The sequence below is a fragment of the Citrobacter sp. Cf087 genome (assembly GCF_030334285.1).
Taxonomy (GTDB): Bacteria; Pseudomonadota; Gammaproteobacteria; order Enterobacterales; family Enterobacteriaceae; genus Citrobacter; species Citrobacter freundii.
The window spans coordinates 144719-168786 of sequence record NZ_JAOWED010000028.1 but is presented as its reverse complement, the minus strand read 5'-3'; the positions used below and the strand labels follow the sequence as shown (position 1 = coordinate 168786).

Here is a 24068-nt window from a genome sequence, read left to right as displayed (position 1 = left end):
CCTATGATTAATAAACTGGGCTTATGACCCAACGTTTTATTATTCTGGAGCATCGACCCTAAACGACGAGGTCGAATCACAATGGAAGGTTCAAGAATGAAATACCGCATCGCTTTGGCAATTAGCCTTTTCGCTCTAAGTGCCGGCAGCTACGCCAACACCCTCTGTCAGGAAAAAGAACAAGACATTCAGCGGGAGATTAGCTATGCCGAAAAACACAATAATCAGAGCCGCATCAATGGGCTGAACAAAGCGCTGAGCGAAGTCAGGGCAAACTGTACTGACAGCAAACTGCGCGCCAACCATCAGAAAAAAATCGCCGAGCAGAAAAATGAGATTGCCGAGCGTCAACGTGACTTAGCCGAAGCTAAGCAAAAAGGCGATGCGGATAAGGTAGCAAAGCGCGAACACAAGCTTGCTGAAGCTCAGAAAGAGCTAAAAGAACTCGAAACCCGCGATTACTAAGTACGGTAACTAGCCACTCAACTGGAGAAAACTATGTCGAAAGATAATGCTACGGAAAACCTGCGCGCTGAGCTGAAATCTCTTGCGGATACGCTTGAAGAAGTACTTAGCTCTTCTGGCGATAAGTCGAAGGAAGAGATGAGTAAAATTCGCAGCAAAGCCGAACATGCGCTGCGCGAGAGCCGCCATCGTCTGAGTGAAACCAGCGATGTGATTGCCAAACAGACCCGTGAGGCCGCGGCTAAAGCCGATAACTACGTGCGCGAAAACCCATGGACAGGCGTCGGCATTGGCGCTGCAGTCGGTGTGGTGCTTGGTGTACTGCTGTCGCGCCGTTAACAATGGCTGATTCTCAACACGCACAAGGTCCAGGCAAAGGCGTACTGGGTATTGGACAGCGGATCCTGACGATTCTCGTTGAGATCGTAGAGACGCGGCTGCGGCTGGCCGTCGTCGAACTGGAAGAGGAAAAAGCCAACCTCATCCAGATCCTGCTGATGCTTGGGCTGACTATGCTGTTCGCGGCGTTTGGCCTGATGAGCCTGATGGTACTTATCATCTGGGCCATTGACCCTCAATACCGCCTGAATGCCATGATTGCCACCACCGTAGTGCTGTTGCTGTTAGCGCTGATTGGCGGGATATGGACGCTGCGTAAAGCGCGTAAAACAACGCTGCTACGCCATACGCGCAATGAACTCGCGAACGACAGGCGGGCTCTGGAGGATGACGCATAATGAGCAGTAAAGTCGAACGTCAACAACGTAAGGCGCAACTGCTTGGACAGATCCAGCAGCAACGGCTGGATCTGTCTGCTACTCGCCGCGACTGGCTGGAAGCCACCGAGGTCTACGATCGTGGCTGGAAGACGCTGTTGAACCTGCGCGGCTGGGTGTTAGTCGGGAGCAGTATTATGGCAGTTCGCACCATCCGTAACCCAAATCTGCTGGTCCGCTGGGCCAAACGCGGCTTTAGCGTCTGGAGCATCTGGCGTCTGGTGAAATCGACCATCAGACAGCAGCAACTGCGCGGCTAATCCCTTCCCTACCCCCAACCTCAAAATTTTTGAAAAATACTGACAGTTTTCCTTGCTAACAATTCTCATTAGCCACGTTTATTATTCTCTTCATCGACAGCAACGACGCGCTCAGCAGCGTCGTTGCACAAAAAAACACAATAAGCCGCCTGAGTGGTTTCCTGGAGAGTATGATGAAGAAATTAGAAGATGTTGGTGTACTGGTAGCGCGCATTCTGATGCCAATCCTGTTTATTACCGCAGGTTGGGGAAAAATCACCGGATATGCAGGTACCCAACAGTACATGGAAGCCATGGGCGTCCCAGGATTTATGCTGCCGCTGGTGATTCTGCTTGAGTTTGGCGGCGGTCTGGCAATTCTGTTCGGTTTCCTGACCCGTACTACCGCGCTGTTCACCGCAGGCTTCACGCTGCTGACGGCATTCCTCTTCCACAGTAACTTTGCGGAAGGTGTGAACTCTCTGATGTTTATGAAAAACCTGACCATCGCAGGCGGCTTCCTGCTGCTGGCTATCACCGGTCCGGGCGCATTCAGTATTGACCGCGTACTGAATAAAAAGTGGTAAGCAAACTATACTGAACACATCAAAAAGCGAGGAGATATCTCCTCGCTTTTGCTATCTGAGGAGACGAAAATCATGGGACAACTGATTGACGGCATCTGGCATGACACTTGGTACGACACCAAATCAACCGGCGGGAAATTTCAACGTTCTGCATCGGCTTTCCGTAACTGGCTCACCGCGGATGGCACGCCTGGCCAGACCGGTGAAGGTGGCTTTGCTGCCGAAAAAGACCGTTATCATCTGTACGTTTCTCTGGCCTGTCCGTGGGCACATCGCACACTGATTTTGCGTAAACTTAAAGGGCTGGAACCGTTTATTTCCGTTTCCGTTGTGCATCCGCTAATGCTGGAAAACGGCTGGACCTTTGACGACAACTTCCCAGCGGCAACCGGCGATACCCTGTATCAGCACAAATTTCTTTATCAGCTCTATTTACACGCCGATCCGCACTACAGCGGTCGGGTGACCGTTCCGGTACTGTGGGACAAAAAAAACCACACTATTGTCAGCAACGAATCTGCAGAAATCATCCGCATGTTTAACACTGCGTTTGATGCGCTGGGTGCGAAAGCCGGGGATTACTATCCACCTGCCCTGCAAAGTAAAATCGACGAGCTGAACGGCTGGATTTATGACAACGTCAATAACGGCGTGTATAAAGCGGGATTTGCCACCAGCCAGGAAGCCTACGACGATGCCGTGGAAAAAGTCTTTCAATCTCTGGCACGACTGGAGCAGATCCTGGGTCAGCATCGCTTCCTGACCGGTGACCAGCTAACTGAGGCCGATATTCGCCTGTGGACCACGCTGGTGCGCTTTGATCCGGTTTATGTCACCCACTTCAAGTGCGACAAACACCGCATCAGTGACTACCTGAATCTGTACGGTTTTCTGCGCGATATCTACCAGATGCCGGGCATTGCGGAGACCGTCAACTTTGACCATATCCGTCATCACTACTTCCGTAGCCACAAAACAATCAACCCGACCGGTATTATTTCAATCGGCCCGTGGCAGGATCTCAGCGAACCTCATGGGCGTGACGAGCGTTTCGCCTGATTTACACTGGCCTCCGTTTGGGTAATGCTGTTCAGTTAACGCCTCCGTTTCGAAAGGCATCAACATGTGCTGGCGGAGGTAATGAATATGTTATTTCAGGGAAAGGGTTCCGTTCACCTCATGTTCATCGTTTCTCTGAAGCACCGATTCCTGTGAACGTGTAAAGGGCGTTCTCCGCCACGCCCTTTACAATCCCGGCTCCCGGCAGGAAAATTGTTGCTATGCAATACCCTCCGCTTATTCCTCCCGGCTCCCGGGTCGGGCGCGAGGAAACGTCCCTGTAAAACGCGCCCTGAACCCGCATCCATGCGGGTTCTCCCGGCCTTACGGAAACACGTCGGCAATTTTCAGCCGGACCAGCCCACACCTAACCATCTGCGTTTTTTTGAATATATCTGAACAGCAAATCAGATTTAACTGGAAGTCAGAGCATTACAGCGATGACCCCGGTCCGGCTGAAAATCGATGAGGCGTTGACGGCTGACCGGGGCTGCCCGCAGGGATGCGGGCAGAGGGGACGGCCTGCATGGACGCAGGCTCGGCCCCGACCCGACAGGCAGACGGAATAAGACGAATACATCGCGCAGCGACGATTTTCCCGCCGGGAGCCTGGGTTGCAAGGGAGGCGGCGGTGAGCCTCCCTTGCCCGTTCACGGGTATAAAGATATCAGAGAAGCAACGCACATGAGGTGAACGGAACCCTGAGCAAGAATCACATGTTCACCATACATGCTTAACTGATCGGCATTGCCCGTTTGGAGGCCAAATAATTAACAACACAAACATTTACCAGCATTCCATTCGCAGCTATTCTTAATTTGATTGCTTTAAAAACAAGTAATTGAACGCAGAACGAGGCAAAAATGGATTGGTATTTAAACGTATTAAAGAATTACTTTGGTTTTGGTGGCCGCGCGCGTCGTAAAGAATACTGGATGTTTGTGCTGGTCAACATCATCTTCACGTTCGTGCTGGGCATTCTGGACAGAATGTTTGGCTGGGAACGCGCCGGAGGAGAAGGCATATTAACGACGATTTACGGGGTTCTGGTCTTTATCCCGTGGTGGGCGGTACAGTTCCGGCGTTTACATGACACCGACCGTTCAGCCTGGTGGCTGCTGGTGCTGCTGATCCCGATCGTCGGCTGGTTGGTGATCATCATTTTCAACTGTCAAAACGGCACTCCGGGGAGTAACCGCTTCGGCGCTGACCCCAAACAGTTGTCCTGAATTTAAATACGCCCCTTCCGTTGGAGGGGCGTATTTCTTATTTACCCGCAAACAGCTTGGGAATTTCTCGCAGACACCAGGATTTCGCCTCGCCCATGCTGTCACGACGCCAGGCCATAATAATATCTATCTCGCTTGTCGATTCCGGACTAACGACCCGCAGTCGACCAGCTGCAATATCCTCTTCCACCAGCGGGTACGGCATTGTCGCTACGCCCAATCCGGCCAGCAGCGCCTGACGTTTATCTTCTATCGTACTCACCGTCAGACGCGGCTGTTTATCCAGCAATTGAACCGTGAGTACCGGACGCTCACGGGCGGTATCCGCCACAGCGATCCCACGGTATTTCACGCGGGTGACTTCCGATAACGGTTCCGGCTCCTGATGAATCGGATGATCCGGAGCCGCCACATACACGTTCATCAGCGAGTACAGCTTGCGCGAGTTGATTTCTGAGGATGAGCGAAAATGCATATCCGGCGCAATCACGATATCCGCCCGCCCCTGCTCAAGACGCTCCCACGCCCCGGCCAGAACTTCGGTAATGACGGAAAGCTGGGTATTGGCCTTGCCGGCAAGTCGGTCGATCAGCGGGAAAAACGCCGCCGTTGGCACCAGTGCTTCGGTAACGATAGTCAAATGCGTTTCCCATCCTCGAGCCAACGCTTCGGCATCGGTAGTCAGCTTATCCGCAGCTTCCAGCAGTACGCGCCCACGCTCCAGCAGCATACGCCCGACGTTAGTGAATTTTGTACGGTGGCCTGAACGGTCAAACAGCACTACGTCCAGCTCTTCCTCCAGCTTCTGCATGGTATAGCTAAGTGCGGAAGGCACGCGCCCCAGTTCGTCTGCTGCGGCGGCAAAGCTGCCGCGCCTGTCTATTGCGTCCATGACGCGTAACGCCTCAAGCGTTAAAGCCCTTTCTTTAGCCATCTCGTTCTCATTCAGGAAATTTGAACATACCGGGCAGAATATCTGGCTAACAATGCAGCGTCTAGCCATTTAACATAAAAGGAAGTAAAGAGAGGTCAAGAACTATGATTACTACCCGTACAGCCAAACAATGCGGGCAAGCAGACTACGGCTGGCTGCAGGCCCGTTATACCTTCTCCTTTGGACACTATTTTGATCCTAAACTGCTGGGTTATGCCTCGCTGCGTGTTCTGAACCAGGAAGTTCTGGCACCGGGGGCCTCTTTCCAGCCGCGGACCTATCCGAAGGTGGATATCGTCAATCTGATCCTTGAAGGGGAAGCAGAGTACCGAGACAGCGAAGGCAACCATATCAAGGCCAAAGCAGGCGAAGTTTTACTGCTCGCGACACAGCCCGGGATTAGCTATAGCGAACACAATATCAGCAAAGACAAACCGTTAACGCGGATGCAGCTCTGGCTGGACGCCTGCCCGCAGCGTGAAAACGCCTGCGTACAGAAAGCCACGCTGGGTACCGGTAAGCATCAGCTGCTGGCCTCGCCGGACGGTGAACAAGGCAGCCTGCATCTGCGCCAACAGGTATGGGTGCACCACGTTGAACTGCAGCAAGGTGAATCGCTGAGTTTTCAGTTACATGGGCCACGCGCTTATTTACAGTCGATTCACGGCAGATTCCATGCGGTGACGTCTGGCGCCGAAAAAGAAGCGCTCACCTGTGGCGATGGGGCATTTATTCGTGACGAAACTAACATAACGTTAGTCGCCGATACCCCGCTGCGCGCTTTGCTGATAGATTTGCCCGTATAGTCAGGGAAAACAATGGAGTACGACTATTGAGTAAGAAATCATCAAAAAAACGCCAGCCGCAGGTTGAGCTGAAAAAACAGGAAACAGTTGCCTTCGGCTATGAAGAAATGCTGACAGAGCTGGAAGCGATTGTGGCCGATGCCGAGCTACGGCTGGAAGACGAAGAAGCCGCCTGAAAAGGCGGCTTAGACTTATGCCGGGTGGCGGCAACGCCTTACCCGACCTGAAGATTAATGCGCCTTACTGGCCATGATCTCAATAATCTGCTTGTCGGTTTCCTGCATCGACCGACACGCCAGCGCACACAGGTTAGCGATAGATTGTTCCACGTTATGCGCCACAATCCCTTCGTTTCCGGTTACGGCAGTATCATCCAGTGCCATCAGTACCGCTTTCCACGCCGCAGATGCGCTGGTTGAGACTTTCATCGCGCAGCTGTTTGAAGCGCCATCGCAAATCATTCCGCTCACGTCGCCAATCATGCTGCTGATCGCCATCGCGATGGTGTTGTAGCGGCCATCCACGATCCATGCCATCCCCGCTGCTGCGCCCATCGCCGCCGTGGTTGCCGCGCATAGCGCAGACAAACGCGGAAGCTGATGATGGATGTAAATAGCGCTCAGGTGAGACAACATCAGCGCCCGCGCCAGTTTCTCCTCATCCGCGCCAAAGTGCTCGGCCACCACCATGACCGGAACAGTCGCGGTAATACCCTGATTGCCGGATCCGGAGTTGCTCATGGCCGGCAGCGTCGCCCCGCCCATTCGCGCATCCGATGCCGCACTGGTACGGATCAAAATAGAGGTGGAGAGATCGTTCGCCAGCAGGCCACGCGCGCACTGCTTCTCAAGCGTGGTTCCGATGTGCAAGCCCCAGTTACCACGCAGCCCTTCCTGAGACAGCGCACCGTTCAGCTTTGCCGCATCAAGAATAAAGCGGATCGACTCAAACGGTACCGCGTTCACGAACGCCAGAATCTCTTCCAGCGAGGTGTGAGATAATACCGCCAGCGGCGACTCCAGCTCCTCTTCCTGAGCATTCTGTTCTGTGGTGAACACTACACCCTTATTGGTCTCGATGTGGACTATGTTGGTATGACCGCCCACAATCGTCACGCACGCCCATCCTTCAGCGCTGTAAACCTTCGCGCGGGAAAAGAGGATATCCTCGCAAGGCTCCTGCAGCATCACCGCGACCTTGCCAGCGCTCAACATCGCTTTCGCATCAGCGATCGCTTGGGGCGACGCATCTTTCAGTACCTCTAAACCGGCACGGGCATTTCCCCCCAGCGCACCCAGCGCCGCCGCGACAGGTAACCCGACCATTCCGGTACCCGGCACGGTAACGCCCATGCCGTTTTTCATCAGGTTCGGTGAGACCCACGCATCAATACGTTCAACCGCGCCGTCCAGCTCAGAGGATGCGACCGCTGCCGCCAGCGCCAGAGAGATAGGTTCCGTACAACCCAGCGCAGGCTTAACCTCTTCCTGTACCGCGCGGATAAAACTATCCCATAATGGATTCAATGTAGTCTCAAACATAACAACAACCTTTGCTCAGATAACTCAGGAAAATGCCAGGAACGGAGAAACGCACAGCAGCAGGCCCGTGATAATAATCAGATACAGGGAAGCGCCTTTGTATTTGTGCAGTGAAGGAACTTTGTAGACCAGCCAGGCCGGGATCAGACAACCCACCATGCCGAAGATAGGACTACAAATAGAGGTGAAGCTCAGCACCGGCGCATTGAGCACAATTGCGCTCCAGGCCAGCAGGATGGCGAAAACCATAATGCCGCGCTGAACCAGGGTTTCGTTGATTTTCTCGGCTGGCATTTTGCGGCGCAGCACGTTCATTACGATCCCCTGAGTCGCTTCACGGAAACCTAAGTAGACGCCGAAGAAAGCGGTCATAACGGCAAAGATGTTCAGAACAACGCTGACGATTTTCACCCAACCAGCACCCGCACCGCTGATAAACTGCGCGGCAATCGCCAGAGCGGAAATATTCTGCTCATAAGCTTTAACCGCTTCGTCATGGCCCATCGCCAACGTGAAGGAAACGGCGTAGAAAAAGACGGTCACGAACAGAATGCCGAACGCGATATTCATCGCTCGCAGGGCTTTATGGCGCGCCACTTCAATGGATTTGTTGCGAGAACGATACGAGATAACCATCGGGCTTAATGTCTGAATAAACAGAATTGAGGTCAGCGTAAATGGCAACGTTATGATCGCGTTTTTGATCAGCAGCGCCATCGGCGGCAGTAAACCTACGTTATACAAATGCCACATCCCAACCATCGATACGCCAAGCGCTGCCACTACCAGCAGTTTGGTCAGCACCATGCCGGTGGAGATTTTAAACAGCAGTTTTTCCCCGCGTGACGAGATGGCCACCAGGATGCAAATCAGCACCAGGCCATAGAACGGGCTGTCGGACAGTAAACCTTCAGTAACGCCAAAAGTATGCAGGTAAGAGGCGCTATCGTTGGTGATGGCGGTGGAGTAGACGAACATCCAGATTACCAGCATCACAAAGTACAACGCACCTAACAGGATGCCCCAGTTTTTACCCAGGTAACCGCTGATCACGCTTGGGTAATCTTTACATTCCGGGGACTCAGCCAGCGTATTGATAAACAGACGCTGGAACAGATACATGGCTGGGTAGCCAATGATAGAGGACAGCAAGAACACCCACAGCCCCATTAACCCGACCTGGACAGGAAGAAAAACAATCCCCGCACCAATCGCCATACCGATACTCATAATGACCCAGCCGGTGTCCATGCTGTCGAATTTAATGGCTTCACGCCATTCACTTTCGGTCATCCCCGCCCGACGCGCCGGAGCAGATGCGTCGAGTATTACGCTGTTATTCGTTGCCGTTTCCATAAAAATCTCGCTCAAAATGTAGGGTAAGGTTTTATTATTTTTCCGTTCCGCATCAATGCGATACGCGGTACGAGTCGTGCAGGCGAGTTCGTTAGAATGGAGAAATCATACGCCGAGGGTCAGAGAAAAACTTCACATAAATACCCACTCATTTCATAATGTTTAATAAAGTTTTTCTATTTTATATTTACAAAATGGGATTAATTTCTCTTTTTGAAGCGGATCACAACAAAAAAAAGGGCGCACTCAGGTGCGCCCAAAGGAGAAATAAACACAAATTTAGTTAAGTACAAATCACTTTGATAGCCAGACCACCACGTGACGTTTCACGGTATTTGTCATTCATATCTTTGCCCGTTTCATACATGGTCTCGATCACTTTATCGAGCGAAACGCGTGGCTCAGATGTTCGACGTAGCGCCATACGCGCGGCGTTGACGGCTTTTACCGCGTTGATCGCATTGCGCTCAATACACGGTATTTGTACCTGTCCGGCGACCGGATCGCAGGTCAGTCCCAGGTTATGCTCCATGGCGATTTCCGCCGCAATACACACCTGAGACGGGCTACCGCCAAGCAACTCTGTCAACCCGGCTGCTGCCATTGAACAGGCGACGCCAATTTCCCCCTGGCAACCCACTTCGGCACCAGAAATAGAGGCATTCATCTTATACAGCGCGCCTATCGCCCCCGCGGCCAGTAAGTAGCGGGCAATGGAGTTTGCATTCACCGGGCGGCGGAACTTGTCGTAATAGGCCAGGACAGCAGGGATAATCCCACATGCTCCGTTGGTCGGTGCCGTCACAACCCGGCATCCGGCGGCGTTTTCTTCGCTCACGGCCAGCGCGAACATGTTGATCCAGTCGATCACGTTCATTGGGTCGCTGGACAGGTTATCGCTGGAAACCAGCAACCGACGTAATGCCACGGCGCGGCGCGGGACGTTCAGTGGACCCGGCAGAACGCCTTCGGTGTTCATGCCTCGCTCAATTCCAGCGTGCATAACGTCCCAAATGGCAGCAAAGCCAGCATCGATTTCTTCTTTGCTGCGCATCGCCAGTTCGTTTTGCATCATCAGGCCGGAAACAGACAGCCCGTTGCGCTCGCACAGTTTCAGCAGTTCGCTGGCGGAATGAAAATTGTAGGGCACGTGTGCTTCAACATCATGCGCCTGACCAAATTGCTCCTCTTCAACGATAAAACCACCGCCGATGGAGTAATAGGTTTTGCTTAATAGCGTCTCGGTGCCGTTCCATGCGGTGATACGCATGCCATTTTCATGGCGCGGCAGCGTTTCGGTATGAAAGAGAATATTTTCGTCTGGGGAAAAATCGACAACATGCGTGCCCTCTGCAACCGGTAAACGTCCGGTACGGGCCACTTCCTGAGTAAAACCAGCGATAGAATCTATATTAACATTTTGTGGACTGTTACCGGCCAGTCCCATCATGATGGCGACATCTGTCGCATGACCTTTTCCGGTCAAGGAAAGCGATCCATAAAGATCGACCACAATATGTGTAGCCTTGGGAAGTTCCCCGCAGCTGACCAACAGATCGATAAAGCTTTTACCAGCGTTCATTGGCCCCACGGTATGGGAGCTGGAAGGTCCAATGCCAATCTTGAAAATATCGAATGCGCTAATCATATCCACACCCTCGGATTGCCGTTCAGTGAAGACCAGGTTTCACACTCATTAAGGATCGGGGCGATCCTGAGATCGCCCCGCAAGGGATTACAGCGTGTCGCCACGTACGGCGATGGCTTCAATCTCCAGCTTCACATCCTTGGGTAAGCGGGCGACCTGCACGCAGCTGCGTGTAGGGTAGATTGCCTTATGCTCATCAAAGAACTGCTGGTAAACCTGATTGATGGTGGCGAAGTCGTTCAGGTCGGAAACGAAAACGGTGGTCTTGACGATATCGCTCACTTTCAAACCTGCAGACTCGACAATCGCTTTCACGTTTTCCAGGCTTTGACGCGCCTGATCGGATACGTTTTCAGCCACTTCACCGGTCTGTGGACACACCGGGATTTGACCTGACGTCAACACCATGCTGCCCAGATCCACACCCTGTACGTAAGGCCCGATAGCCCCTGGCGCACATTCGGTTGCAATAACTTTTCTCATAGTCCCTCCGGCGTCAGAGCGCCTGGGTGAAAGTACGTGAAATAACATCCTGCTGCTGTTCGCGGGTCAGCGCGTTGAAGCGCACCGCATAGCCAGACACGCGGATCGTCAGGTTCGGATAGTTTTCCGGGTGCTCAATGGCATCCATCAACATTTCACGGTTCATAACGTTAACGTTCAGATGCTGACCACCTTCCACATGCGCTTCATGGTGGAAGTAACCGTCCAGCAGACCGACCAGGTTGGTTTTACGCACTCCATCCTCTTTGCCCAGCGCTGCCGGTACAATGGAGAAGGTGTACGAGATACCGTCTTTGGCATAGGTGAACGGCAGTTTGGCGACCGAGGTTAACGACGCCACCGCACCTTTACGATCGCGGCCGTGCATCGGGTTTGCCCCTGGCGCAAACGGCGTACCCGCGCGACGTCCGTCTGGCGTGTTACCAGTTTTCTGTCCGTACACCACGTTGGAGGTGATGGTCAGAATGGACTGCGTCGGCACCGCGTTACGGTAGGTTGGCAACACTTTAATTTTCTTCATAAAGCGTTCGACCAGGTCGCAGGCAATACTGTCTACGCGCTCGTCGTTGTTGCCGTATTGCGGATAGTCGCCTTCGATTTCGAAATCAATTGCCAGGCCGTTTTCATCGCGAATCGGTTTCACGCGAGCATATTTGATAGCCGACAGAGAATCCGCCGCCACGGACAGACCCGCCATACCACAGGCCATTGTGCGATAGACATCACGATCGTGCAGCGCCATCAGCGAAGCTTCGTAGCTGTACTTGTCGTGCATGTAGTGGATGATGTTCAGCGCGCTGATGTACTGCACGGCCAGCCAGTCCATAAAGTGGTCCAGGCTCTCCATCACCGTGTCGTAGTCCAGCACGTCATCCATCAGTGGTGCCGTTTTCGGCCCGACCTGGATTTTCAGCTTCTCATCCACGCCGCCGTTGATTGCGTACAGCAACGTTTTAGCGAGGTTGGCACGCGCCCCGAAGAACTGCATTTGTTTGCCGATAACCATCGGGCTGACGCAGCAGGCAATGGCATAGTCATCGCTGTCAAAGTCGGCACGCATCAAATCGTCGTTTTCATACTGCAAAGACGAGGTGATGATAGACACCTGGGCAGCGTACTTTTTAAAGGCGATTGGTAGCTGTTCAGACCACAGCACCGTCAGGTTCGGCTCTGGTGCCGGGCCCATGGTGTGCAGCGTATGCAGATAGCGGAACGAGTTCTTCGTCACCAGCGTGCGGCCATCAAGCCCCATACCACCGATAACTTCAGTCGCCCAGATAGGGTCGCCTGAGAACAGGGTGTCGAATTCCGGCGTACGCAGGAAGCGCACCATACGGATCTTCATAATGAAGTGGTCGATCAGCTCCTGCGCCTGCTGCTCGTTTAAAATCCCCGCTTTGAAATCGCGCTCAATGTAGATGTCTAGGAACGATGCGGTACGGCCCAGCGACATCGCGCCGCCGTTCTGCGATTTCACCGCAGCCAGGTAAGCAAAGTACACCCACTGCACCGCTTCTTGCGCATTACGCGCCGGGCGGGAGATATCGCAGCCATACTTCGCAGCCATTTCCTGCATTTGCAGCAGAGCGCGACGGTGCTCAGACAGCTCTTCACGCAGGCGAATCGTGGCTTCAAGATTCTGGCCCCACTCCAGGTTCGACTGGAGATCGGCAAACTGCAGTTCACGCTCGCGCACCAGGTAGCGGATACCGTACAGCGCCACGCGGCGATAGTCACCGATAATACGGCCACGGCCATAGCCGTCCGGCAGACCGGTCAGCACGCCGGATTTACGGCAGCGCAGCATATCCGGAGAGTAGGCGTCGAATACGCCCTGGTTATGGGTTTTACGCAGTTCAGTAAACTGGTATTCAAAATCAGCATCCATCTCACGACCATAAGCATCAAAAGAGCTTTTGATCATGTTGATGCCACCAAACGGATGCAGAGCGCGCTTGAGCGGCTTATCCGTTTGCAGACCAACGATTTTTTCCAGTTCTTGTTCAATATAACCCGCATCATGCGCGGTTATCGTGGTAGCAATATTGGTATCGAAATCAACCGGCGCGTGCGTCGAGTTTTCAATACGGATGCCCGCCATAACTTTTTCCCACAATGCAGTGGTCGCAGGCGTTGCTTCGGCGAGGAAAGATTCATCCCCTTCATAAGGCGTATAGTTGTGCTGAATAAAATCACGGACATTAATTTCTTCTTTCCAGTCCGTACCTTTAAAGCCATTCCAGGCTTCGGCATACAGCATATCGCTGGTATCGATATTTACCTTCATGAAAAATAATCTCTCTGCTGAAAATTAATTATGCAAATGCTACTGGGGTATTAATTTTGCCTAATGCAATGGCATCACGTGCAATCATTTTCTCTTCATTTGTGGGAATAACCGCACAAATAACACGAGCATCTTTATTTGAGATAATTCTTTCACCATGGGAATTTGGCAGACTATTCATTTCGTTGTCGATATTCACGCCTAAAACGGCAAGGTGCTCAATAACCAGACGACGAATTAATACCGAGTTCTCACCTATTCCACCAGTGAAAATAATCCCATCAAGACGATGCAACGATGCGGCATGCCCGGCGATATGACGCGCGATACGATGCACAAACGTTTTAATCGCCAGCTGCGCACGCTCATGTCCCTCGTGCCAGGCTTTTTCTAACGTACGTAAGTCAGAAGACAAACCGGAAATACCCAGTAAACCGGACTCTTTATTCACTACGCGCTCAAGGTCGCTCAGCGTCTGGTTGGTTTCGCTGGCAATCCACGTCATCGCGCCGAAATCGACGTCGCCGCTGCGTGTCCCCATCATCAACCCTTCCAGCGGCGTCATGCCCATTGAGGTATCAACGCTCTGCCCGTTACGCACCGCACAGATTGACGCACCGTTCCCCAGGTGAGCCACAACCAGACCCGAGTCATCACTCTGCAGGTCGAGAAGGTCATGCGCTTGCTGAGAAACATAGCGATGCGACGTGCCGTGGAAGCCGTAACGACGAACGCCCAACTCTTCGAAATATTTCCACGGTAAACCGTACAAATAGGCTTCAGGGGCCATCGTCTGGTGGAAGCTTGTATCAAATACCGCAACCTGCTGTCGGCCAGGGAAAAGGTGCTGAGCAGATTCGATCCCACTCAGGTTCGCATAATTATGTAACGGTGCTAGCGGCGATACCCGGCGGATATTATCGATAACTTCGTCAGTAATAATTGCTGATTCGGTAAAGATATTTCCGCCGTGTGCAATGCGGTGGCCAATTAAGGCCACACTGTCCATTAAATTACGTTTCTCTAGTTCAACGGCAATTGCTTTTAATGCGTCTTCGTAGCTGTGGTGAGCCAGCTTAGCTGGCTCTCCTCCATTAATTGCTATGAACGCATTTTCAGAGTTAATACCGTCCGCGATTCCCGCCATTAAAACTTCACAGTTAGCTGCATCCAGCACTGAGAATTTAATGGAAGACGAACCACAGTTAATAACCAGTACTACCGGAAACTCATTCATTTCACTACTCCGCTCATCCTGAGCTTAAGGATTAAAACAGTTTGTAGACAATGTTCAGGATGGTCAGCAGACCAATCACGGTAACAAACACGTTATCCAGACGGCCACGGTATTTCGCCAGTGATGGCGCTTTACGGATGGCATACATCGGCAGCAGGCAGAGCAGAGAGGCAATAATCGGCGCGCCCATTGCTTCAATAAGGTCCAGGATGTTCGGGTTGGCGTAAGCCACAACCCAGGTGGAGCCCATGATGAAGATCATGCTGATGGTATTCAGTTTGCCGGCGGAAACTTTGGTCTTATCGCCTTTGTAACCAAACTTCAGCACCAGACCGTTCAGACCTTCCAGCGTCCCCAGGTAGTGGCCGAAGAACGATTTGAAGATAGCAACCAGGGCGATAATAGAAGCACCGTATTCCAGAACGGTCGCGAAGGTGGACTTCGTCCCGGACAGTGAAGCGAAGTGGTTCGCCAGATAAGACAGTACTGGAATGTTCTGCGCTTTCGCATCCGCCATGTTTGCCGGAGACAGCGTGAACAGGCAGCTAAAGGCGAAGAACATTACCACCGCAACCATCAGCATACTGGCGCGGGAGATGATTTTAGAACATTTCTGCTCGGTAAATTCGCGACCGAAATCTTTCTCATACTCTTCGCGTTTAGAGACCACGAAGGAAGAAACGATTGGCGAGAAGTTGAAAGAGAACACCATGATGGAAATACCCAGCCATACGGTAACCAGGATGCCGTCATGGCCAGTCAGAGCGATATTGCTGATATCAACCTGATCGATAACCGCTGAGTTCCAGTAAGGAATCAGTGACAGAGAGATAAGCACCAGGCTGGCAATGAACGGCCATACCAGGTAGCTCATCACTTTAACCATCAGATCTTTACCAAACCAGATGACGAATGCCATCAGCAGCAACAGGAACAGCGCCACGAAGCCACGGTTCAATGCTGGCATTTGCAGCTGGTTTTCCCAGAAGGTCATAAAGGTGTTGGTAATGGTGACGCCATAAATCCACAGCAGCGGACAAATCGCAAAGAAGTAGAGGAACGTGATAACCACGCCGCCCGTTTTACCAAAGTGCTCTTCAACCGTTTCTGTGATGTTACCGGAAGGATTAGAACCGGAAAGACACAGGCGTGCCAGCGCACGGTGGCAATAGAACGCGATGGGGTATGCTAACACCAGCATGATCAGAATGGGGATCAGTCCGCCAAAACCTGCGCGGATAGGGAAGAACAGCACCCCAGCGCCGATGGCTGTACCAAATAAACCCAGTGTCCAGGTGGTGTCCGATTTGCGCCAGGACGACTGTTTTGTCTGGCTGGATACAATGCTATCAGTAGTACTCATATCCTATCCTCAACGAAGTATATTAAGCGTCAACTAAACCAGTAATTTGAGATACACGAGAAAGGTCGATATTACCGCCAGAAATAATGCTGACTGTTTTTCTGTTCTGGATATAGCTATCTAATTTCCCGCTTAATAATGCTGCGCATGCCAGCGCACCGGCACCTTCAGTTACAACTTTATTTCGCTGAATTAATGCCACCATGCTGTTGCGAATTTCATCTTCGCTGACCAGGACAATGTCATCCACCAACTCACGAACGATTTCATACGTTAAAGTACCCGGGCGAGAGACGTCACAACCATCCGCCAGGGTGCCGGTCGTTCGGTGCGTGGTTATTTCTCCAGCGTGGAAAGAAGCCGCCATGCCGTGAACGTTTTCAGACTGCACACCAATAATTTTAATGGTCGGGTTAATAGATTTAATTGCCACCGCAATACCCGCAATCAGACCACCACCACCAATTGGCACAATCACGTTATCGACATCGTACAGATCTTCCAGAATTTCCAGACCAATAGTGCCCTGACCAGCAATAACTTTCGGGTCATCATATGGTGGAATAAAGATACGGCCTTCCGTTTCCACAATCTCGCTAACCTTAGCGATGGTGTCGTTGAAGTTGTCGCCATGCAGCACAACTTCCGCGGAATAATCGCAGGTTGCCGCTACTTTAGACTTCGGTGCGCCTTTCGGCATTACCACTTTGCCGTCGATACCGAGCATAGCGCAGGAGAGAGAAACCCCTTGCGCATGGTTACCTGCAGAGCAAGCCACCACGCCCTTCATTCTTTCGGCTTCTGTTAAGGAACTGAGCTTGTTAAAAGCGCCACGGATTTTAAATGAACCGGTACGCTGCATGTTTTCAAACTTGAGGAAAATTTCCCCTTTGCAACGTTCACTAAAATAGTTAGAGCGAGGCATTCCCGTTTTATAAATTTTCCCCGCCAGTCTTTTTTTCGCTTCGAGGATATCTTCAATTGCAACTGGGAGATCGTATGTAATGTGCATTAGAACCTCTTACTAGGGTATTAAAGTAAATAGATAGCCGTGACCATTGTCAGATATAGACAGATGGCGTTTATTTTTTGTTAAAACAATTTCAATCTTTAATCAATTTCAATTAATTGCCTTCGTCTCCGACAATTATATGATGAATACTCTTTGGCTAATTCCACCAAAATAGATGCTGCTTTTTTAATTCGATAATTTTTCGACCACACGGCGGCATAACGCGCGACGGGTAAGGTTTCTTGTACCGGGATAGTAATAAACTGGTTTGAGCCAAACGGTGTGGTCATATCGCAGGGAATTACTGTTAAGAAATCAGCATTGAGAACAAGATTATAAATGGTGACGACGGAGTCAGTATTAACGATGTTTTCACTGCTGATGCCATTATTCTGTAACGTGGTAAGAAGTTCGCTGTAGTACCCCATATTCGTTTGTGGCAACACCCACTGTTCGTTTTTCAACGCGCTCAGCGAGGTGATGCCGGTGCATGTTCGGGACTTGCTGGCAACCAGGATAAAGTCTGACTCAAAAAGCGGCTCCACATGCAGATCGTGCAATTTCATCTCATCGCTCAGCGTACCGATGGCAAAATCCAGACGCCCGTCACGGATTGCCGGTAAGAACGAGGAGAGCTGAGCTTCATACATAGAAACCTGTGCTTTCGGGAATACCTCTTTGAATTTTTTAATCATGCCGGACATGATGGTGAAGGCAATCAGTGAAGGAAAACCAAACGACACATCAACGACCGCATTGCTCGTCATGCTGTTCATCTCATCAACCATGTTTTTCATTTCACGGGTAATTGATTCAGACCATGAGAGCATCACCTGACCTGCCTGAGTCAATGTCACACCAGTATTTTTACGCACAACTAACTCAATACCAAAATAAGCCTCAACATCGTTGATGATTTTACTGACAGCGGGTTGAGTTAAACCTAATTCTTTTGCAGCTGAGCCGATAGAACCGCTTCTAATGACTTCCTGAAAGACCACTAAGTGCTGTGTTTTAGGGAGTGTAATAGTATTCATATCGACCTGCGTTAATTACTTTGTTGACGGCAGGAAGTGTACCAAATTAAGCAAACAAGGATATGTGCTACCCCTCACAAATCCCTTGACTTACATTTTGTAAGACTATTATAAAAAATGAAACCACTTATAAATCATATAGATATGAAATACACATCTCACTTTACCCTGACTTTAATCAAAAAAAGATGGGGGGATAACGATTTTTTATGGCTATAACATCGCCATTTTATCTGTTATTTCTAAAAACCAGGAAAGGCTATATTTCAATCAATTACAGCGCAATTATCGGGCAGAATGACACTTAAATTTAATGAGTAATTTATCAAATATAATTATATTTTACCGTTTGTAGTGATTAAATAACGCCATGCATCACATTTTTTCGCCATATTTGTTTGTAAAGAAACATTGCGTTTATTAAAATTCAATCTAGACAATACAAATAATTATCATATGCAACATTGTATTAACACTAATTTTGTACACTTTATTAGCGCGTAATTTTGTGATGGCGATCGATTGCGTTCGATTATTCTCGATAAAAACGTATCGCTCAGCGTTTTGTGCTAGCCATCACAAAAACGAAAATACCCTACAACGCATTCCCTCAAATAAAAGACATTCAGCGCATAAATAAAGGTCAAATAAAGAGTAGATGAAGAGAAAATAAACGCCAGAGTCGTGTTAAACCAAGCGTAACGCGACAGGTATAACGTCTGCCGGATGGCGGTGTAAACACCTTATCCGGCCTACAAAACCCGTTCCAGCCATACCTGTAGGCCTGATAAGCGCAGCGCCATCAGGCATAACAACCTGCCCAGAAAGCAAAAAACCCATCAAAGCGGGGTTTCATAAAGAGTGAAGCTGACCGATAAGCCGCGTTCTTTTGAGCATAGCGTCGTGGACAGTCATTCATCTGGCCTATCCGAAAAGCAAAAACCCCGCCGAAGCGGGGTTTTATAAAGAGTGAAGCTGACCGATAAGCCGGGTTCTGTCGTGGACAGTCATTCATCTAGGCCAGCAATCGCTCACTGGCTCAAGCAGCCTACCCGGGTTCAGTACGGGCCGTACCTTGTGAACCCCTATTTGGCCTTGCTCCGGGTGGAGTTTACCGTGCCACGGACTGTTACCAGCCGCGCGGTGCGCTCTTACCGCACCCTTTCACCCTTACCTGATCCCACTTACGTGGGCCATCGGCGGTTTGCTCTCTGTTGCACTGGTCGTGGGTTTCCCCCCCAGGCGTTACCTGGCACCCTGCCCTATGGAGCCCGGACTTTCCTCCCCTCCGCCCGTCTCCCCCGAAGAGGACGACGACGAAGCGGCGACTGTCTGGTCAGCTTCGGCGCGCAGTATAGAGGGTTTGCGGGGTAATGTCACCCCGCACTGCGCATTCCTATCGCTAACGTAGCGGCGATGTTTCTTGAGGCGCGATAAATATTGTCAAATGCCCCACGGAAGGCCTCTTCCAGCGTACTGATGCTGGTCAATACGCTAAACACCGCATCGATACCATATTGATGCACCACCTCCACATCGCGCGTCAGGCTGCCGCCAATACCAATTACCGGTTTGTGGTATTTCTTCGCGACGATCGCCACGCCCACCGGCACTTTGCCGTGAATGCTCTGGCTGTCGATGCGTCCTTCCCCGGTCACCACCAGCGTACAGTCGTGAATATGCTCTTCCAGGTTGAGCGCCTGGGTCACAATCTCAATACCACTGCGCAAGTCCGCGCCTAAAAAAGCCATTAACGCAGCGCCCATACCACCGGCAGCCCCCGCCCCGGGAACATCCTTCACGTCTACCCGTAACGATTTTTTAATGATGTCGGCATAGTGAGACAAATTTCGGTCCAGTTCGATAATGCGTTCTTCCGTCGCCCCTTTCTGTGGGCCGAAGATGCGCGAAGCGCCAGTATCACCTGTGAGCGGATTGGTCACATCGCAGGCCACGCGAATGGAGCAGGTTTTTAATCGCGGATCCAAACCGGAAATGTCGATGCTGTTGAGGCTCATCAGACTACCGCCCCCGTAGCCAATCTCAGTCCCGTTAGCGTCGCAAAGTTTCGCGCCCAGAGCCTGCACCATACCCGCGCCGCCGTCGTTGGTTGCACTACCGCCAATGCCGATAATAATGCTCTGCGCCCCGCTATCCAGCGCCTGCAAAATCAATTCCCCGGTACCACGTGACGTGGTGACTAACGGGTTACGCTTATCAGGAGGGACTAACGCCAGACCACTGGCTGCCGCCATTTCGATAAACGCAGTTTTACCATCTCCGGACATGCCCCAGCAGGCATTCACTTTTTCGCCCAGCGGCCCCGTTACCCACGCGGAATATTCACTCCCTTGCGTGGCGGCAATCATGGCTTCGACCGTTCCTTCGCCGCCGTCGGCCACCGGAACTGAAACATATTGCGCATCGGGAAATATTTCCCGAAATCCTTTTTCTATTGCCTGAGCGACCTCAGTGGCAGATAGACTTTCTTTATAAGAGTCTGGGGCAATTACGATTTTCATAGTTATGTAGCCTGACTGTGCCGCGCAAGGCAAGAAATACAGGGCGCACATCCGCGCCCTTCTTGTTAGCGTGTGACTTCCACTTTCGCCAGTTTTTCGTAGTAGCATGCGAGCGCGCTGTGATCGGCGGTGCCCAGCCCATCTGCGCGAAGCGCCTGCATCATCTCCATGACTGCAGCAGTCAGCGGCAACTGCGCGCCGACCCCATGAGAAGTGTCCAGCGCATTCGCCAAATCTTTGATATGCAGGTCAATACGGAAACCTGGCTTAAAGTTGCGGTCCATGACCATCGGCGCTTTCGCGTCCAGCACGGTGCTTCCGGCCAGTCCGCCACGGATCGCCTGATACACCAGATCCGGGTTCACACCCGCCTTGGTCGCCAGCGTCAGCGCTTCAGACATCGCCGCAATGTTCAGCGCTACAATCACCTGGTTCGCCAGCTTAGTGACGTTACCCGCGCCAATGTCGCCGGTATGTACCACTGAGCCAGCCATCGCTTTCAGCAGATCGTAATACTTGTCGAAAATCGCTTTATCGCCGCCGACCATTACCGACAACGTACCATCAATCGCTTTTGGCTCGCCGCCGCTGACCGGCGCATCCAGCATATCCACGCCTTTCGCTTTCAGCGCGTCGCTAATTTCACGGCTGGCCAACGGTGCAATGGAGCTCATGTCGATAAGCACTGTGCCCGGTTTCGCCCCTTCAATAATACCGCCTTCACCCAGCGCCACTTCCTTAACATGCGGCGAGTTCGGCAACATGGTGATGATCACGTCGCACTGCTCAGCAATATCTTTCGCCGTGGCGGCGGTTTCTGCACCAGCGGCAATGACTTCCGCAATGGATTCCGGGTTACGGTCAGCAACCACCAACGAGTAACCTGCCTTGAGGAGGTTTTTACTCATTGGTTTACCCATAATACCGAGGCCAATAAAACCAACTTTCATTGTCATGTCTTTATCTCTCTCTACTGTCGATGGTGGTTATTTCTTAAAAGAATCAGCCAGTTTCTGCGTGGCTGAACGGAACACGCCAAGGTCGCTGCCAACAGCAACAAAGGTCGCGCCCCACTCCAGATAACGACGCGCATCCGCCTCTACCGGCGCCAGAATTCCGCTTGGTTTGCCATGTGCTTTCGCGCGGGCAAAAATGTGCTGGATAGCTTTCTGCACATCAGGATGTGACGCATTGCCGAGATGGCCTAGCGCCGCAGCCAGATCGCTTGGGCCGACGAAGACACCGTCTACACCTTCGGTCGCCGCGATGGCGTCAACGTTATCAACGCCCTGCTGACTTTCGATCTGCACGATGATGGTGATGTTCTTATTCGATTGCGCAAAGTAGTCCGGTACGGTGCCAAACATATTGGCGCGATGGGAGACGGACACGCCGCGAATACCTTCCGGCGGATAGCGGGTCGACGCCACGGCGTTCACCGCCTCTTCTTGTGTCTCAACGAACGGGATCAGGAAGTTGTAAAACCCAATATCCAGCAGGCGCTTGATAATCACCGGCTCGTTGGTCGGCACGCGTACGACCGGCGCGCTGGCGCTGCCTTTCAGCGCCATCAATTGCGGGATAAACGTCGAGATATCGTTTGGCGCGTGTTCGCCGTCCAGTACCAGCCAGTCAAAACCCGCCAGGCCTAAAACTTCGGTACTGATTGGGCTGGCCAATGCAGACCAGCAGCCAATCTGAATCTGTTGCGCCGCGAGGGCCGCTTTAAACTTATTCGGGAAAATCGTGTTATTCATCGCCTATACCTTTGTTTATTTCTGCAATTCCATACGTTTAATGTCACCGACAATAAACAGGTAGCAAACCATTGCCATCAGCGCCGAACACCCTACAAACATCAGCGCAGCATTAAATGAGTGCAGCTCGCTCACCAGATAACCAATCACCAGCGGGGTGACGATAGAGGCTACGTTGCCAAATACGTTAAATACCCCACCGCACAGACCAACGATTTCTTTCGGCGCGGTATCGGAAATCACCGGCCAACCCAGCGCGCCGAAGCCTTTGCCGAAGAACGCCAGCGCCATCAGCGCGACAACCAGGGTGGTGTTATCGGTGTAGTTACACAGAATAATGGTCGACGCGAGCAACATTCCGAGCACAATCGGCAGCTTACGTGCCAGGGTGATGCTGAAGCCACGTTTAATCAGATAATCAGAGAACACACCGCCGAGCACGCCACCGGCAAATCCGCACAGCGCAGGAATCGACGCCACCAGACCGACTTTCAGGATCGACATGCCTTTTTCCTGTACCAGGTAAATCGGGAACCAGGTAAGGAAAAACCAGGTGATAGTGTTGATAAAATACTGTCCGAAGAACACGCCAAGCATCATGCGGTTTGTCAGCAACTGCTTGATATAATGCAGTTTAGGACCACCTGATTTCACATCGCCGGGCTTTTTATGGTCCATATCCACGACCGCGCCGTTTTCAGAGATAAACTTCAGCTCTTCCTGCGACATACGCGGGTGATCGGTTGGGTTATGAATAAACTTTACCCACAGGCCGGTGAGCACAAAACCGATAACGCCCATCACGGTAAAGACGTGCTCCCAGCCCCAGGCAAAGGTCAGCCAGCCCAGCAGCGGCGAAAACAGCGCCAGAGAGAAATATTGTGCGGAGTTAAAAATCGCAGATGCCGTACCGCGCTCTTTCGTCGGGAACCAGGCCGCCACAATACGGGCGTTCGCCGGGAAGGACGGCGCTTCCGAGAAGCCCAGCATGAAACGCATGATGAACATTGAAATACCCGCCCAGGCCAGCGGGAACATATCGACAAAACCCTGCAGAAAGGTGAACAGCGACCAGAAGAACAGACTGTAAGTGTAGACTTTCTTCGAACCGAACTTATCCAGCAGCCAGCCGCCAGGGATTTGCATCAACAGGTAAGCCCAACCGAAGGCGGAGAAAATGTAACCCATTGAAATGGCACTGAGCTGCAACTCTTTCGCCACTTCCGTGCCGGCAATAGATAGCGTGGCACGGTCCGCATAGTTAACGGCGGTAACAATAAATATTATTAGCAATATTAAGTAACGGGTGTGCGTACCTTTCTTTTTCTCGACAACTGTATCCAGTATCATTCTAATTACCTCGGGTACATAAAAGTTTTTATTATTATTTGGCAGATATCCCTGGTGATAAATTACCGATAATAAAAACGTATAATAATTTATCAGACGCTATGAAACCGTGATTTAGTATAATCAGCAGTGCAACGTTAATCATTGTGCAAGCGCTCATTAAATATGCGTTATGAAAATAATGTTTTGGGCATATGCACACATACATGGGCGCTAATCCACACATTTACGTATTGCTACCCCTGCTGGTGCGGTCTTGCTGAGTTTAAGTGATCATTGTCACATTCTTCACGATAAACTCCTGACATTCTTATTTCACGATACCGAATCTTTATTACTGAAAATGAGATTCAAAATAT

Annotated in this window: 23 protein-coding genes and 1 other RNA gene; 9 read left to right on the top strand and 15 right to left on the bottom strand. The window is 51.4% G+C overall.

Annotated elements, in window-relative coordinates:
- Nucleotides 1-96: 96 nt before the first annotated feature.
- The 7 genes from OGV57_RS09255 to OGV57_RS09225 all read left to right on the top strand — a co-directional run bounded on the left by OGV57_RS09255 (nt 97) and on the right by OGV57_RS09225 (nt 4355).
- Complete coding sequence (locus OGV57_RS09255) at nt 97-465, top strand: DUF1090 domain-containing protein (protein ID WP_003024825.1); 369 nt, start codon at nt 97-99, stop codon at nt 463-465.
- A 33-nt stretch (nt 466-498) separates the two neighbouring features.
- A complete protein-coding gene (locus tag OGV57_RS09250; RefSeq protein WP_003024832.1) occupies nt 499-804 on the top strand; it encodes an ElaB/YgaM/YqjD family protein in 306 nt (101 codons plus the stop codon).
- A 2-nt stretch (nt 805-806) separates the two neighbouring features.
- Nucleotides 807-1202, top strand: coding sequence for a phage holin family protein (locus tag OGV57_RS09245; RefSeq protein ID WP_003024834.1), 396 nt, complete (start codon nt 807-809; stop codon nt 1200-1202).
- Complete coding sequence (locus OGV57_RS09240; RefSeq protein ID WP_003024845.1) at nt 1202-1501, top strand: YqjK-like family protein; 300 nt, start codon at nt 1202-1204, stop codon at nt 1499-1501. The genes OGV57_RS09245 and OGV57_RS09240 overlap by 1 nt, the downstream gene beginning before the upstream one ends.
- Before the next feature lie 173 nt (nt 1502-1674).
- Nucleotides 1675-2067 (top strand): DoxX family protein, encoded by a 393-nt coding sequence (locus tag OGV57_RS09235; protein WP_003024847.1) that lies wholly within the window; start codon nt 1675-1677, stop codon nt 2065-2067.
- Nucleotides 2068-2139: 72 nt separating this feature from the next.
- Nucleotides 2140-3126, top strand: coding sequence for a glutathione S-transferase family protein (locus OGV57_RS09230; protein WP_054528814.1), 987 nt, complete (start codon nt 2140-2142; stop codon nt 3124-3126).
- An 863-nt stretch (nt 3127-3989) separates the two neighbouring features.
- Nucleotides 3990-4355, top strand: coding sequence for a DUF805 domain-containing protein (locus OGV57_RS09225; RefSeq protein ID WP_016151025.1), 366 nt, complete (start codon nt 3990-3992; stop codon nt 4353-4355).
- Between the two features lie 37 nt (nt 4356-4392).
- On the opposite strand, the gene yhaJ is transcribed toward OGV57_RS09225, so the two are convergent.
- Nucleotides 4393-5289 carry a DNA-binding transcriptional regulator YhaJ gene (gene yhaJ / locus OGV57_RS09220; RefSeq protein WP_003024855.1) on the bottom strand — a complete coding sequence of 299 codons (897 nt, stop codon included), beginning with the start codon at nt 5287-5289 and terminating at the stop codon, nt 4393-4395.
- Nucleotides 5290-5393: 104 nt separating this feature from the next.
- On the opposite strand from yhaJ, the gene OGV57_RS09215 reads away from it, so the two are divergent.
- Together OGV57_RS09215 and OGV57_RS09210 are read left to right on the top strand one after the other, a co-directional pair.
- Complete coding sequence (locus OGV57_RS09215) at nt 5394-6095, top strand: pirin family protein (RefSeq protein WP_003024860.1); 702 nt, start codon at nt 5394-5396, stop codon at nt 6093-6095.
- Between the two features lie 26 nt (nt 6096-6121).
- A complete protein-coding gene (locus OGV57_RS09210; RefSeq protein WP_003841507.1) occupies nt 6122-6271 on the top strand; it encodes a protein YhaL in 150 nt (49 codons plus the stop codon).
- Nucleotides 6272-6325: 54 nt separating this feature from the next.
- Here the strand turns inward: OGV57_RS09210 and OGV57_RS09205 are convergent, their stop codons facing one another.
- The 14 genes from OGV57_RS09205 to garP all read right to left on the bottom strand — a co-directional run bounded on the left by OGV57_RS09205 (nt 6326) and on the right by garP (nt 23709).
- Nucleotides 6326-7636 carry an L-cysteine desulfidase family protein gene (locus tag OGV57_RS09205; RefSeq protein ID WP_003841509.1) on the bottom strand — a complete coding sequence of 437 codons (1311 nt, stop codon included), beginning with the start codon at nt 7634-7636 and terminating at the stop codon, nt 6326-6328.
- Between the two features lie 24 nt (nt 7637-7660).
- Entirely contained in the window at nt 7661-8992 is a 1332-nt protein-coding gene (locus tag OGV57_RS09200; RefSeq protein WP_003841510.1) for an SLC5/6 family protein, read from the bottom strand.
- Nucleotides 8993-9275: 283 nt separating this feature from the next.
- Nucleotides 9276-10640, bottom strand: a complete 1365-nt coding sequence (gene tdcG / locus OGV57_RS09195; protein ID WP_054528816.1) for an L-serine ammonia-lyase — start codon at nt 10638-10640, stop codon at nt 9276-9278.
- A gap of 87 nt (nt 10641-10727) precedes the next feature.
- Entirely contained in the window at nt 10728-11123 is a 396-nt protein-coding gene (locus OGV57_RS09190) for an enamine/imine deaminase (protein ID WP_003024870.1), read from the bottom strand.
- A gap of 13 nt (nt 11124-11136) precedes the next feature.
- Nucleotides 11137-13431, bottom strand: coding sequence for a formate C-acetyltransferase (pflB, locus tag OGV57_RS09185; RefSeq protein WP_003024871.1), 2295 nt, complete (start codon nt 13429-13431; stop codon nt 11137-11139).
- 28 nt (nt 13432-13459) lie between these two features.
- The gene (gene tdcD, locus OGV57_RS09180; RefSeq protein WP_054528817.1) at nt 13460-14668 is read right to left on the bottom strand and encodes a propionate kinase; all 1209 of its coding nucleotides are present in this window, start codon (nt 14666-14668) and stop codon (nt 13460-13462) included.
- 31 nt (nt 14669-14699) lie between these two features.
- Nucleotides 14700-16031, bottom strand: coding sequence for a threonine/serine transporter TdcC (tdcC, locus tag OGV57_RS09175; RefSeq protein WP_003024875.1), 1332 nt, complete (start codon nt 16029-16031; stop codon nt 14700-14702).
- A 22-nt stretch (nt 16032-16053) separates the two neighbouring features.
- Nucleotides 16054-17043 (bottom strand): bifunctional threonine ammonia-lyase/L-serine ammonia-lyase TdcB, encoded by a 990-nt coding sequence (gene tdcB / locus OGV57_RS09170; protein ID WP_003024877.1) that lies wholly within the window; start codon nt 17041-17043, stop codon nt 16054-16056.
- A gap of 98 nt (nt 17044-17141) precedes the next feature.
- Entirely contained in the window at nt 17142-18080 is a 939-nt protein-coding gene (gene tdcA / locus OGV57_RS09165) for a transcriptional regulator TdcA (protein WP_003024882.1), read from the bottom strand.
- A 967-nt stretch (nt 18081-19047) separates the two neighbouring features.
- Nucleotides 19048-19424, bottom strand: an RNA gene (gene rnpB / locus OGV57_RS09160) — RNase P RNA component class A.
- A gap of 32 nt (nt 19425-19456) precedes the next feature.
- Nucleotides 19457-20602, bottom strand: coding sequence for a glycerate 2-kinase (garK, locus tag OGV57_RS09155; protein WP_044714478.1), 1146 nt, complete (start codon nt 20600-20602; stop codon nt 19457-19459).
- Between the two features lie 65 nt (nt 20603-20667).
- Nucleotides 20668-21558: a 2-hydroxy-3-oxopropionate reductase gene (garR, locus tag OGV57_RS09150; protein ID WP_003840019.1), complete on the bottom strand. Its 891-nt coding sequence runs from the start codon at nt 21556-21558 to the stop codon at nt 20668-20670.
- A gap of 30 nt (nt 21559-21588) precedes the next feature.
- Nucleotides 21589-22359, bottom strand: a complete 771-nt coding sequence (gene garL, locus OGV57_RS09145; RefSeq protein ID WP_003840018.1) for a 2-dehydro-3-deoxyglucarate aldolase — start codon at nt 22357-22359, stop codon at nt 21589-21591.
- Between the two features lie 15 nt (nt 22360-22374).
- Nucleotides 22375-23709: a galactarate/glucarate/glycerate transporter GarP gene (gene garP, locus OGV57_RS09140; protein ID WP_003024898.1), complete on the bottom strand. Its 1335-nt coding sequence runs from the start codon at nt 23707-23709 to the stop codon at nt 22375-22377.
- Nucleotides 23710-24068 lie beyond the last annotated feature (359 nt).